The organism is Bacteroides sp. AF25-38AC (assembly GCF_003602995.1).
GTDB classification, from domain to species: domain Bacteria; phylum Bacteroidota; class Bacteroidia; order Bacteroidales; family Bacteroidaceae; genus Bacteroides; species Bacteroides uniformis.
On sequence record NZ_QTMD01000032.1, the window covers coordinates 15,946 to 28,636 of the forward strand.

The window sequence follows — 12,691 nt, forward strand, 5'->3', positions numbered from 1 at the left end:
GACACCTCTTTCATCTTCCTTTTTTTAAACTAAACAAAGATTACGATTATTATATGAAAGGAACATTCCCTATCCATAAATTCCGCGAATTGCGTACTCCCTTCTATTACTACGACACAAAGGTCTTGCGCGACACACTTTCGTGCATCCGTACGGAAGCTGCCCGATATGGCAACTATTCGGTGCATTATGCTGTGAAGGCCAATGCCAATCCCAAGGTGCTTGCCATTATCCGCGAGAACGGCTTGGGTGCCGACTGTGTAAGTGGCGGTGAAATCCGTGCAGCCATCAAGGCAGGTTTTCCCACTGGCAAGATTGTTTTTGCAGGGGTGGGCAAGGCTGATTGGGAAATCAATCTGGGGCTGGATTATGACATTTTCTGCTTTAATGTGGAGTCTGTCCCCGAGCTGGAGATTATCAACGAGCTGGCTGCCGCTAAAGGTAAGGTGGCCAATGTGGCTTTCCGTATCAATCCCAATGTAGGTGCCCATACCCATGCCAATATTACCACTGGGCTGGCCGAAAACAAGTTTGGTATCAGCATGCAGGATATGGACCATGTGATAGACATTGCGCAGAATATGAAGAACCTGAGATTCATCGGACTGCATTTCCACATCGGTTCCCAAATATTGGATATGGGCGATTTCGTGGCTTTGTGTAACCGCGTCAACGAATTGCAGGATAAGCTGGAAGCTCGCCATATCCGCATCGAGCACGTCAATGTGGGGGGCGGACTCGGCATTGACTACGGTCACCCCAACCGTCAGCCGATACCCGACTTCAAAAGCTACTTCGAGACTTACAACAGCCATCTGAAACTCCGTCCCCACCAGACGCTTCACTTCGAGCTGGGACGTGCGGTAGTGGGACAATGCGGTTCATTGATTTCGCAGGTGCTTTATGTGAAGCAGGGCACCAACAAGCAGTTTGCCATCCTGGATGCCGGCATGACGGATTTGATTCGTCCGGCACTCTACCAAGCGTTCCATAAGATAGAGAATATCACTTCGGATGCGCCGGTTCAGGCTTATGATGTCGTAGGGCCCATCTGCGAGTCTTCTGATGTATTCGGTAAGGCTATTGATTTGAATGGGGTGAAGCGTGGCGACCTTATCGCCCTCCGTTCGGCAGGGGCTTATGGCGAAATTATGGCTTCGGGCTATAACTGCCGTGAGCTGCCTCAAGGATATACGTCGGACGAGCTGGTATAGAGAGGCTGGAGATGCGTTGCATGAATGGCGAAGCATTTATTATACCAAGGCTTCTGTTTTATATAAAAAATGTTATTGCGTGAACAACTTTTAAGGTTTCTTGTTACTTTTGTAATGATTTCAATTTAAATAAATACGATTATGATTACAGAAAAATTACAGAATGCAATTAATGAGCAGATTACGGCTGAGATGTGGTCTTCCAACCTTTATCTGGCAATGTCTTTCTATATGGAGAAAGAAGGTTATAACGGCATGGCTTCCTGGTTGAAGAAGCAGGCTTCTGAAGAAAAAGCTCATGCTTGCGAAATGGCTTCTTATATCATCAAGCGTGGCGGTAAGGCCAAACTGGACAAGATTGATGTTGTTCCCAATGACTTCGGTACTCCACTGGAAGTGTTCGAGCAGGTGGCCCAGCACGAACGCCGTGTTTCCAAAATGATTGATGAATTGGTAGATGTTGCCTCTGCCGAAAAAGATAAGGCTACACAAGACTTCCTTTGGGGATTCGTGCGCGAGCAGGTAGAAGAAGAAGCTACTGCCGACAGCATTGTAGATATGATAAAGAAAGCCGGTGATGCCGGAATCTTCTTCGTTGACTCAAAACTGGGAGAACGCAGATAAGAGAGAAACTAAAAAAATCCCGCGGCTAATTTTAGTCGCGGGATTTTTTTTAGTTATGAGTTATGAGTTGTGAGTTATTTGTTGATGAAGGGCTTATATCCGCAAGGGAAAGCACAAGCAAATAACTTATAACTCATAACTCATCACTCATTTCAGTACTCCCAGCTCTTTCCCCACCTTAATAAATGCAGCGATACATTTGTCCAGATGCTCCTTTTCGTGTCCGGCAGAGATTTGTACGCGGATGCGTGCCTGGTCTTTGGGCACTACGGGGTAGTAGAAGCCGGTGACGTAGATGCCTTCTTCCTGCATGCGGGTGGCATAAATCTGGGAGAGTTTGGCATCATACAGCATGACGGCGCAGATGGCGCTTTGTGTCGGCTTGATGTCGAAACCGGCGGCGGTCATCTTGTCGCGGAAGTAGTTCACGTTTTCCAGCAGTTTGTCATGCAGGGCATTGCTCTCTTTGAGCATCTTGAATACCTCGAGGCTGGCGCCGATGATGCCCGGAGCCAATGAGTTGGAGAAGAGGTACGGACGGCTGCGTTGGCGCAGCAGGTCGATGATTTCCTTGCGTCCGGTAGTGAATCCTCCCAAAGCGCCGCCAAAGGCTTTGCCCAAGGTTCCGGTATAGATGTCCACGCGTCCGTAGGTGCCGTATTGTTCGCTTACGCCGTGTCCCGTAGGGCCTACCACGCCGGCGGAGTGTGATTCGTCCACCATGACCAGCGCGTCGTATTTCTCGGCAAGGTCGCAAATCCGGTCTATCGGGGCAACGTTGCCGTCCATGGAAAATACCCCGTCTGTAACCACGATACGGAAACGCTGTGCCTGGGCTTCCTGCAGGCATCTTTCCAGGTCGGCCATGTCGGCATTGGCGTAGCGATAGCGTTTGGCTTTGCAGAGGCGTACGCCGTCAATGATGGAAGCATGGTTCAGGGAGTCCGAGATGATGGCGTCTTCCTCGGTGAAGAGGGGCTCGAACACACCGCCATTGGCGTCGAAACAAGCGGCGTAGAGAATGGTGTCTTCAGTCTTGAAGTAGTCGGAGATGGCTGCTTCCAGTTCCTTGTGGATGTCCTGCGTTCCGCAGATGAAGCGTACGGACGACATGCCGTATCCGCGGCGTTCCATAATCTGCTGGGCGGCGGCAATCAGCCGCGGGTGGTTGGACAGTCCCAGGTAATTGTTGGCACAGAAGTTCAGCACCTCTTTGCCTTTTACGCTGATGGCAGCTTGTTGTGCACTCTCAATCAGTCGCTCTTCCTTGTAGAGTCCGGCTTCTTTTATTTCAGCAAGTGTCTTGCTGAGATGGTCTTTCATTTTACCGTACATAGCATTTTATTTTTTAGGTAATACGTTGTCATTACATTTCCCACAAAGAACATCATTTTTCTTGGAATAAACAATATCAATATGGCAGAAATATGAAAAAAAAGTATGTATATTTGCACCATATATAATAACGAAACCTTATAAATAACTCGTATGAAGAATATTTTGGTAATTGGAGCTACCGGACAGATTGGGTCGGAACTCACGCTGGAGTTGCGCAAACGTTATGGCGATGACCATGTTGTGGCAGGATACATTCCGAGTGCTATGCCCAAGGGAGAATTGAAAGCATCCGGCCCTTCGGCCATTGCCGACGTGACAGACCGTCAGTCCATCGAGGTGGTGGCACGTCAGTTCAAGATTGATACTATCTACAACCTGGCTGCCTTGCTCTCGGTAGTTGCCGAAAGCCGTCCGGCCATGGCTTGGAAAATCGGTATCGACGGGTTGTGGAATGTACTGGAAGTGGCACGTGAGTACAATTGTGCCGTGTTTACTCCGAGTTCCATCGGTTCGTTCGGCGAAGCTACGCCTCATGTGAAGACACCGCAGGACACTATCCAGCGTCCGCGTACCATGTATGGGGTGACAAAAGTGACGACTGAATTGTTGAGTGACTATTACTATACAAAATATGGTGTGGATACACGCTCGGTACGTTTTCCGGGAATCATTTCGAACGTGACCCCTCCGGGTGGCGGCACTACGGACTATGCGGTGGATATTTTCTACTCTGCCGTGAAGGGAGAAAAATTCGTATGTCCGGTGAAGGCCGGCACGTATATGGATATGATGTATATGCCCGACGCACTGAACGCGGCCATCTCGCTGATGGAAGCGGCACCGGCAAGGCTGAAGCACCGCAACGCTTTCAACATCGCCTCCATGAGTTTTGACCCGGAACAGATTTATCAGGAAATTAAGAAGCATATGCCTGATTTTGAGATGGCATACGAGATTGATCCGCTGAAGCAGGCCATTGCCGACAGCTGGCCCGACTCTCTGGATGACTCTTGTGCACGCGAGGAATGGGACTGGATGCCGCAGTACGACCTGGAGTCCATGACCGTAGACATGCTTGAGAAATTAAGAGCTAAATTAAACAAGTGACCGTAAGCGGTCCGTAAAGAATGAAAAAACTTTTATTGGGATTTTTGTTGTTCACCTTTTTGATTTCGTGCGGAAACAAAAAGGCGAAAATGGATCCCTTTGCTACCATTACGGAAATGGTGGATTCGGCCGGTCACAAGGCCGATACGCTGCTGGAAGCAGAAGTGAAGGAAGAACCGAAGCCGATGGAGGCAGACGAGCTGTTTGATGATTTTATCTTCAATTATGCTTCGGATGATGCCCTGCAAAGGCAGAGGACGGTATTTCCTTTGCCCTATTACAATCGTGACACGCCGTCAAAGATAGAGGAAGAGTTTTGGAAGCATGATTATCTGTTTACCAAGCAGAACTATTACACCTTGCTTTTTGATAAGGAAGAGGATATGGACATGGTGGGCGATACTACGCTGACATCGGTGCAAGTGGAGTGGATTTTCTTGAAAACGCGTATGGTGAAGCGTTATTATTTTGAGCGGAAGCGGGGAATGTGGATGCTCGAGGCCATTAACCTGCGCGAGATGGAGAAAGGTGAAAATGAGGACTTCGTGGAATTCTATACCCGTTTTGTGACGGACAGTGTCTATCAGAGCAAGCATATCAGGCATCCGCTACAATTCATCACCATAGACCCTGACGACGAGTTTTCTATTCTGGAAACTACTTTGGATGTGGACCAGTGGTATGCCTTTCGTCCGGTAATGCCTACCGACAGATTGTCTAATATCAATTACGGACAGAAGAATGAGGACTTGTCGGATACCAAAATACTGAAGGTAAATGGCATAGGCAACGGATACTCCAATATCTTCTATTTCCGCAAACGCAGTAAGGGATGGGAGCTGTACAAATATGAAGACACGAGCATTTAAAATAAAGGAGGAAAGGTTTGAGGAAGATACCCAATACATTTGGAATTGACGTTACTGCTGCAAGATTTCTGGAATACGGTTCGGAGGATGAACTGCGGGAGCTGATTGCAGCAGGACAGGTCGTTGCGCCCTGGCTGCATATCGGTGGAGGGAGCAACCTGCTCTTTATTAAGGATTATGAAGGCACGGTGCTGCATTCACGTATCGGTGGCCTGGAGGTGACGTCAGAGGATGAGGAGCACGTGTGGGTGCGTGTGGGTGCTGGTGTGGTATGGGACGATTTTGTGGCTTGGTGTGTGAAACGACATTGGTATGGTGCCGAGAACCTTTCGCTGATACCGGGTGAGGTCGGGGCAAGTGCAGTACAGAATATCGGTGCTTATGGTGTGGAAGTAAAGGACCTGATAACATCCGTGGAAACCATAAATATGGCAAGGGAGAAGCGTATCTACGGGGTGGATGAATGCGGCTACTCCTACAGAAGGAGCTTGTTTAAGCAACCGGAGATGAAGGCCGTGTTTGTGACTTACGTGAACTTCTGCTTGAGTAAACGGGAACATTATACATTGGATTACGGTACTATCCGGCAGGAGCTGGAGAAATATCCGGTGCTGAATCTGGAAACTTTGCGCCGCGTGATTATAGACATCCGTCAAAGCAAGTTGCCCGACCCGAAGGTGCTGGGCAATGCGGGTAGTTTTTTTATGAACCCCATCGTGCCGCGTCGGCAGTTCGAGTCTTTGCAACGGGAATATCCGGATATGCCCCACTATGATGTGGATGCCGGCCGGGTAAAGATACCGGCTGCCTGGATGATAGACCGGTGTGGCTGGAAAGGTAAGGCGCTGGGGCCTGCTGCGGTGCACGGCCGGCAGGCGTTGGTACTGGTGAACTCGGGTGGTGCCACGGGAGCGGATATTGTCGCTCTTTCGGATGCCGTGCGGGCTTCTGTCCGCGAGAAATTCGGCATTGATATTCACCCGGAAGTTTGTTTGATAAAATAGTAAGAGAGTTTTGACACACCCAAACATTGTTGTATATAACCTGATTTTAGAAATTTATTTGATTTAGTCAATGGGAAAACTCAGAATATTAGGAAGTGGAACTTCGACCGGTGTGCCTGAGATAGGCTGTACTTGTCCGGTCTGCACTTCCACTGACCCGCGGGACAACCGCTTGCGTGCGTCATCCCTGCTGCATACGGATGATGCGGTGATATTGATAGATTGTGGTCCTGACTTCAGGGAACAGATGCTGCGTGCTTCTTCTTTTGAGAAGATAGACGGCGTACTGGTGACACACGAACACTATGACCATGTGGGTGGTCTGGATGATTTGCGCCCGTTCGGTCGTTTTGCCGATATCCCTATCTATTCCGATGCCTACACTGCTGCCCATCTGCGGGCAAGGATGCCTTACTGCTTTGTCGATAAGGTATATCCGGGAGTTCCGCGTATCTATCTGCAGGAAGTGGAGGCGGGGCAGGTGTTCCACATCAACCGGACGGAAGTGCTGCCTTTACGGGTGATGCATGGCAGGCTTCCCATCCTGGGCTACCGCATTGGCGGCCGGCTGGGATATATCACGGATATGCACATGATGCCTGAGGAATCTTATGAACAATTGAAGGGCTTGGACGTTTTGGTAATGAATGCTTTACGGCCAAAGCCGCATCCTACGCACCAGAGTATTTCGGAGGCGTTGGAGGCTGCCGGACGTATTGGTGCCAAAGAGACCTATTTCATCCATATGAGCCATCATGCAGGGCTTCATGCCGATATCGAAAAGCAGCTGCCACCCCATGTACACTTTGCCTACGATGGACTTGAAATAGATTTCTAAACTTTTTGAAACATTTGTTTTGTTTTATTAGTAGAAAATGCTATTTTTGCCAAAAGTTGATGAATAAATGCCATGAAACTCCGACTCCTCATACAGATAGCTGTCGTTGTGTCCATAGTGCTGCTATGTACCGGTTTTGGTGTGTATTCTTTCCTGCGGTTGAATTCGGTGGAGAACCGGCAGGATTTCAATCTTTATACTTTGGTGCCGCAAGATGCCACAGCCATACTCGAAACCGACCGTATGGCAGACCTCGTGGAGGATATCAATGAACTGAATTGCAGCAAAGACAATCATTTTCTATACGTATCGGAGCTTTTTGTTTACTTGAAGAAGTATTTGTATACTTTGGTGGAGGATACTCCGCATGGACTGAGTAAACAGATGAACAAGATGCTGATTAGCTTTCACGAGCCGGATACACCGATGAACCAAGTATTGTATTGCAGTTTGGGTTCGGGTGATTATGAGTTGGTGGAATCTTTTGTGGAGAAGTACTGCTCCAGTTCGTTTCCTTCCAAGTATTTCGATTACAAGGGAGAGGAGATACGTATCTATCCCATGGCAGACGGTCGTTTCCTGGCTGCCTACTTCACTCCCGATTTTCTGGTTGTAAGTTTCCAGAAGCGTTTGATAGAACATGTGATTGATGCGCGGCGCAGCAAAAAGTCCCTGATGAACCTCCCTTCTTTCCGCACTATGTACGCGGGCAAGCAGAGTAACGTGGCTGCCACGGTCTATGTGCGTATGAAAGGAGTGGATATGGGGAAGCCTACGGATGGTATCCGTTCGCAGACGCAGCTGGGCAGTTGGGCAGAGTTTGACATGAAGTTCAATGAAGATGCCATTTATTGCTCCGGCATCAGCCATGGGTCGGATTCCACACAGACGTTTATCAATGCCTTGCGGGTGCAGCAGCCGGTAGAGGACGGATTTTCCGGGGCTCTGCTTCCGTCTTCCACTTTCTTTTACGATCGCTGGGCAATGTCTGATAGAAATTCCTGGTTTGGCTTTACTGCCAGTCAGGAGTATGCCAAGGCCACCTATTCAGACTATATCAAGCAGCGTGACGAAGAGTGGATTGCTTACTTGAATGAGCATGCGGGCGAGAGCGTGATGTCTTGCTTGTTCCAGTCTAAAGACACGTTGGACAAGCTGCCTTGCGCCGTGATGTGTATCCCTCTCAAGGATGAACTGGCAGCGGAACGCCGCTTGCAGTATCTGCTTTACAGTACCCCCAAGGAAGAGGATGCTCCGCTTATGCCGAAAATGGTTTCAAATAATTCGTTGTATCCCAAAGCAAGGAAGTTCCCTAAATATGTGTTGCCCCGTAACACGCTGCTCACCCAACTGACGGGCATCACGGAGTCTGCCCTTTATACCTTTGCCTGTTTCTATCGGGGTAGTCTGTTGCTGGCTCCCGATGCACTGAGCCTTTCGGCCTATATTGAGGCGGTGGAGAGTGGAGATGTGTTAGACGGAACACCGGTGTACGAAGAGGGTATAGGCAGTCTTTCACCCATATATAATTTTGTGATGATGGTGGATATGGAGATGATGCTGAGCCAGCCTGAAACGTATGTGCGTCTGATACCGAACTTCTTCTTCCGTCAATCCAACTTCTTCCGTCATTTCATGCTTGCAGTACAATTCACTTGTACAGAAGGGGTGGTTTATCCGAATATCGTATTGCTTTATAAAGGGTGATTAATCGGTCATTCTGTAGAGTGCTGAGGGAAAATAAGCACGAGGAAAGTCAAAATACACACTCACCACAGATTGCACAGATTAACACAGTTTATTCTAGAATTTTGATAATCAAGAATTTTTAGCTGTGTTAATCTGTGCAATCTGTGGTGAATTATAACATATTCTTAGAACGGCAGGTCATCCTTTGCATCCCCTGCGAGGAATTCCGGTGCGGCAGTGGGAGCCGGCGGCGGAACGGGAGCGCCCGGAGCGGGTGCGGCAGTGCTTACGCGTTCTACCTTCCATGCGCGAATACTGTTGAACCAACGGTCTTGCCATTGGCGTGCGTCTACATCAAAAGATACTGTCAGCTCTTCGCCCATCTGAATATTGAACTGTTCGATTTTGTCCGCTCCAAATACGTCAAAACACATTTTGCGCGGATATTGGCCATGGTCTTCAATCACATATTCTTGTGATTTCCATTCGTTACCTGACTTGGAAACTCCGCCTCTGGGCTGGAGTATAGCGATGATTTTTCCTGTAAATTCCATTGTTTTCTTTTTAAATGATGCGGCGAAGTTACAATTTTTTAGGAATATGAGACGAATATTCGGCTGTTTTTTCTTGCTATTTCTTTGTCGTAGGGAATTCTTTTTTTAACTTTGTCCGTCAGTTTGAAAAAGATAAAAACGGTTTCTAAGACGTTAGCAAAATAAAAAACTTAAATATACAGAAGATATGAAATTTATCGTTTCGAGTACTGCGCTCTCCAGTCATTTGCAGGCTATCAGCCGTGTGATTAATTCGAAGAATGCGTTGCCTATTTTGGATTGTTTCCTCTTTGAACTGCAAGACGGAACCTTGTCTGCAACTGTTTCCGACAGTGAAACGACGATGGTCACTACGGTCGAAGTGAATGAAAGTGATATGGACGGCCGTTTTGCCGTCACAGCCAAAACCCTTTTGGACGCTTTGAAGGAAATTCCCGAACAACCGTTGACTTTTGAAATCAATACGGATTCCCTTGAAATCACGGTACAGTATCAGAACGGTAAATACAGCCTGATGGGGCAGAATGCGGACGAGTTCCCGCAGTCTGCCATGTTGGGTGACAATGCCGTACGTGTGGAAATGGATGCACAAGTGTTGCTGGGTGGTATCAACCGTGCCGTGTTTGCTACGGCTGATGACGAGCTTCGTCCCGTGATGAACGGTATCTATTTCGATATCACAACGGAGGACATCACGATGGTGGCATCAGACGGTCATAAGCTGGTGCGCTGCAAGACACTGGCCGCCAAAGGTAACGAACGTGCCGCCTTTATCCTGCCCAAGAAGCCGGCTTCGCTGATGAAGAATCTGCTGCCGAAAGAGCAAGGCATGGTGACTATCGAGTTCGACGAACGCAACGCTGTGTTCACACTGGAAAGCTACCGCATGGTGTGCCGTCTTATCGAAGGACGCTATCCCAACTACAACTCTGTGATTCCGCAGAACAACCCTTATAAAGTGACGGTAGACCGCCTGCAACTGCTCGGTGCTTTGCGCCGCGTGTCCATCTTCTCCTCGCAGGCAAGCAGCCTTATCAAGCTCCGTATGCAGGAGAATCTGATTGTCATCTCCGCACAGGACATCGACTTCTCTACATCGGCCGAAGAAACACTGGTTTGCCAATATGCGGGCAATCCGATGAGCATCGGTTTCAAGTCCACTTTCCTGATTGACATTCTGAATAACATTTCTGCCGATGAAATCGTTATCGAACTGGCAGATCCTTCACGTGCAGGTGTCATTATTCCGGTAGAGCAGGAAGAGAACGAAGACTTGCTGATGTTGCTGATGCCGATGATGCTGAATGACTGATGAATATTAGCAATCGGATTATGAGCTACGAGCTACAAGTGGCTGCGCAATTATGCCGCACGGTACTTGTAGCTCGTGGCTTGTAAGTTAAACTTATAATTTATAGCTCATAGCCAGAGCTTATAAAACGAAAAAACAATGAAATTGAATCTGAAAAATCCGATAGTCTTTTTTGATTTGGAGACTACGGGTACCAATATCAACTCAGACCGAATTGTCGAAATCTGTTACCTCAAGGTATATCCCAACGGGAATGAGGAGTCCAAAACCATGCGTATCAACCCCGAAATGCCCATTCCTGCCGAAGCATCTGCCGTTCATGGCATCTACGATGCCGATATAGCCGACTGCCCCACATTCAAGGAAGTGGCGCGCAACATTGCCAATGACATTGAAGGATGCGACTTGGCGGGCTTCAACTCCAACCGTTTTGATATCCCCGTCCTGGCGGAAGAGTTCCTTCGTGCCGGTGTGGACATTGACATGAGCCGCCGCAAGTTTGTGGACGTGCAGGTCATTTTCCACAAGATGGAGCAACGCACGCTATCTGCTGCCTATAAATTCTATTGCGGCAAAAATTTGGAAGACGCCCATACGGCAGAGGCTGATACACGTGCCACCTACGAAGTGCTGATGTCGCAGTTGGACCGCTATCCGGAGTTGCAGAATGACGTGGCTTTCCTTGCCGACTATTCCAGCTTCAACAAGAATGTGGACTTTGCCGGTCGTATGGTCTACGATGACAAAGGTGTGGAAGTATTCAACTTCGGCAAGTACAAGGGCATGTCGGTATCCGATGTCCTGAAGCGCGATCCCGGCTATTACAGCTGGATTCTGAACAGTGATTTTACCCTGAATACCAAAGCCACGCTGACCAAGATACGTCTGCGTGAAATGACTCAGAAATAAATGGCAAATATACTGAAAGGGAAGAAAATAGTATTGGGCATTACGGGCAGCATTGCCGCCTATAAAGCATGCTATATTATTCGCGGACTGATTAAGCGTGGTGCAGAGGTGCAGGTGGTCATTACGCCTGCCGGAAAAGAATTTATTACCCCTATCACGCTCTCTGCCCTGACCAGCAAACCGGTTATCAGTGAGTTCTTTGCCCAACGCGATGGCACTTGGAACAGCCATGTGGACCTCGGTCTGTGGGCAGATGCCATGCTGATAGCCCCGGCTACGGCTTCCACCATCGGCAAGATGGCGAATGGCGTGGCAGACAATATGCTGATTACCACCTATCTTTCCGCCAAAGCTCCGGTGTTTGTGGCGCCTGCCATGGACCTGGACATGTATGCCCATCCTTCCACCCAAAAGAATCTGGATACACTCCGCTCTTATGGAAACCACATCATAGAACCTGCTACGGGAGAACTCGCCAGCCATCTGGTGGGGAAAGGCCGTATGGAGGAGCCGGAGAATATCATCCGCCACCTGGAAATGTACTTTGCTGCCAAAGATGGCGACCTGGTGGGCAAGACAGTGATGATAACCGCAGGACCTACTTATGAGAAGATAGACCCGGTGCGCTTCATCGGCAACTATTCTTCCGGCAAGATGGGACTTGCCCTGGCAGATGAATGTACCGCCAGAGGGGCCAAGGTGATACTGATTGCCGGTCCGGTGCAGCAAGGCACTTACTTCCCGATGCACCAGTACCATGCGGTAGAGTCGGCGCAGGAGATGTTCGAGGCTGCATCTGCCGCCTTTGTCCATGCCGATGCCGCCATCTTGACGGCTGCCGTGGCAGACTACACCCCCGAACAAGTGGCGGATGAGAAAATCAAGCGCGAAAAGACCGGGGAGATGAGTTTGAACTTGAAACCTACCCGCGACATAGCCGCTTTCTTAGGCAATCTGAAGAACGATACGGAGCACCAACGGCGCCTCCTCGTAGGCTTTGCCCTTGAGACTCATAACGAGCAGATGAATGCGGAAGACAAGCTCAACCGCAAGAATCTGGACTTCATCGTGCTGAACTCCCTGAACGACAAGGGAGCCGGTTTTCGTTGCGATACCAATAAAATCAGTATCATAGACCACCAGGGAAAGACGGACTACCCCTTGAAGTCCAAAGCCGAAGTGGCTACCGACATCGTAGACCGTCTGGTGAAAGATTTAAATAGTAAATAGTCA

12 protein-coding genes are annotated in these 12,691 nt (G+C 48.8%); 10 read left to right on the top strand and 2 right to left on the bottom strand.

Annotated elements, in window-relative coordinates:
* Positions 1-53 precede the first annotated feature (53 nt).
* Together lysA and DWY55_RS17820 are read left to right on the top strand one after the other, a co-directional pair.
* Positions 54-1,214 carry a diaminopimelate decarboxylase gene (gene lysA / locus DWY55_RS17815; RefSeq protein ID WP_005831416.1) on the top strand — a complete coding sequence of 387 codons (1,161 nt, stop codon included), beginning with the start codon at positions 54-56 and terminating at the stop codon, positions 1,212-1,214.
* 141 nt (positions 1,215-1,355) lie between these two features.
* Positions 1,356-1,838: a ferritin gene (locus DWY55_RS17820; protein ID WP_022402030.1), complete on the top strand. Its 483-nt coding sequence runs from the start codon at positions 1,356-1,358 to the stop codon at positions 1,836-1,838.
* Between the two features lie 147 nt (positions 1,839-1,985).
* Here the strand turns inward: DWY55_RS17820 and kbl are convergent, their stop codons facing one another.
* On the bottom strand, positions 1,986-3,173 hold the full coding sequence (gene kbl, locus DWY55_RS17825) for a glycine C-acetyltransferase (RefSeq protein ID WP_022402031.1): 1,188 nt from the start codon (positions 3,171-3,173) through the stop codon (positions 1,986-1,988).
* Between the two features lie 153 nt (positions 3,174-3,326).
* Between kbl and DWY55_RS17830 the strand changes: the two genes are divergently transcribed.
* The 5 genes from DWY55_RS17830 to DWY55_RS17850 all read left to right on the top strand — a co-directional run bounded on the left by DWY55_RS17830 (position 3,327) and on the right by DWY55_RS17850 (position 8,701).
* On the top strand, positions 3,327-4,283 hold the full coding sequence (locus DWY55_RS17830; RefSeq protein ID WP_005831407.1) for an NAD-dependent epimerase/dehydratase family protein: 957 nt from the start codon (positions 3,327-3,329) through the stop codon (positions 4,281-4,283).
* A gap of 20 nt (positions 4,284-4,303) precedes the next feature.
* Positions 4,304-5,152 carry a DUF4348 domain-containing protein gene (locus DWY55_RS17835; RefSeq protein WP_005831399.1) on the top strand — a complete coding sequence of 283 codons (849 nt, stop codon included), beginning with the start codon at positions 4,304-4,306 and terminating at the stop codon, positions 5,150-5,152.
* Between the two features lie 17 nt (positions 5,153-5,169).
* Entirely contained in the window at positions 5,170-6,156 is a 987-nt protein-coding gene (gene murB, locus DWY55_RS17840; RefSeq protein WP_022402032.1) for a UDP-N-acetylmuramate dehydrogenase, read from the top strand.
* A gap of 70 nt (positions 6,157-6,226) precedes the next feature.
* Entirely contained in the window at positions 6,227-6,994 is a 768-nt protein-coding gene (locus tag DWY55_RS17845) for an MBL fold metallo-hydrolase (protein WP_005832365.1), read from the top strand.
* 72 nt (positions 6,995-7,066) lie between these two features.
* On the top strand, positions 7,067-8,701 hold the full coding sequence (locus DWY55_RS17850) for a DUF3352 domain-containing protein (RefSeq protein WP_005832363.1): 1,635 nt from the start codon (positions 7,067-7,069) through the stop codon (positions 8,699-8,701).
* Between the two features lie 167 nt (positions 8,702-8,868).
* Here DWY55_RS17850 and DWY55_RS17855 read toward each other — a convergent pair whose 3' ends face one another.
* Positions 8,869-9,237 (bottom strand): DUF3127 domain-containing protein, encoded by a 369-nt coding sequence (locus DWY55_RS17855; protein ID WP_005831391.1) that lies wholly within the window; start codon positions 9,235-9,237, stop codon positions 8,869-8,871.
* A gap of 187 nt (positions 9,238-9,424) precedes the next feature.
* On the opposite strand from DWY55_RS17855, the gene dnaN reads away from it, so the two are divergent.
* The 3 genes from dnaN to coaBC all read left to right on the top strand — a co-directional run bounded on the left by dnaN (position 9,425) and on the right by coaBC (position 12,688).
* A complete protein-coding gene (gene dnaN, locus DWY55_RS17860) occupies positions 9,425-10,549 on the top strand; it encodes a DNA polymerase III subunit beta (RefSeq protein ID WP_005831387.1) in 1,125 nt (374 codons plus the stop codon).
* Positions 10,550-10,687: 138 nt separating this feature from the next.
* Complete coding sequence (locus tag DWY55_RS17865; protein WP_005831385.1) at positions 10,688-11,458, top strand: 3'-5' exonuclease; 771 nt, start codon at positions 10,688-10,690, stop codon at positions 11,456-11,458.
* Positions 11,459-12,688 carry a bifunctional phosphopantothenoylcysteine decarboxylase/phosphopantothenate--cysteine ligase CoaBC gene (coaBC, locus tag DWY55_RS17870; RefSeq protein ID WP_057256437.1) on the top strand — a complete coding sequence of 410 codons (1,230 nt, stop codon included), beginning with the start codon at positions 11,459-11,461 and terminating at the stop codon, positions 12,686-12,688.
* Positions 12,689-12,691: the final 3 nt, after the last annotated feature.

Bases quoted from the DNA above. Each gene is read 5' to 3' on its own strand.
- lysA (WP_005831416.1), top strand. From the start codon at position 54: ATGAAAGGAACATTCCCTATCCATAAATTCCGCGAATTGCGTACTCCC.
- DWY55_RS17820 (WP_022402030.1), top strand. From the start codon at position 1,356: ATGATTACAGAAAAATTACAGAATGCAATTAATGAGCAGATTACGGCT.
- kbl (WP_022402031.1), bottom strand. From the start codon at position 3,173: ATGTACGGTAAAATGAAAGACCATCTCAGCAAGACACTTGCTGAAATA.
- DWY55_RS17830 (WP_005831407.1), top strand. From the start codon at position 3,327: ATGAAGAATATTTTGGTAATTGGAGCTACCGGACAGATTGGGTCGGAA.
- DWY55_RS17835 (WP_005831399.1), top strand. From the start codon at position 4,304: ATGAAAAAACTTTTATTGGGATTTTTGTTGTTCACCTTTTTGATTTCG.
- DWY55_RS17845 (WP_005832365.1), top strand. From the start codon at position 6,227: ATGGGAAAACTCAGAATATTAGGAAGTGGAACTTCGACCGGTGTGCCT.
- DWY55_RS17850 (WP_005832363.1), top strand. From the start codon at position 7,067: ATGAAACTCCGACTCCTCATACAGATAGCTGTCGTTGTGTCCATAGTG.
- DWY55_RS17855 (WP_005831391.1), bottom strand. From the start codon at position 9,237: ATGGAATTTACAGGAAAAATCATCGCTATACTCCAGCCCAGAGGCGGA.
- dnaN (WP_005831387.1), top strand. From the start codon at position 9,425: ATGAAATTTATCGTTTCGAGTACTGCGCTCTCCAGTCATTTGCAGGCT.
- DWY55_RS17865 (WP_005831385.1), top strand. From the start codon at position 10,688: ATGAAATTGAATCTGAAAAATCCGATAGTCTTTTTTGATTTGGAGACT.
- coaBC (WP_057256437.1), top strand. From the start codon at position 11,459: ATGGCAAATATACTGAAAGGGAAGAAAATAGTATTGGGCATTACGGGC.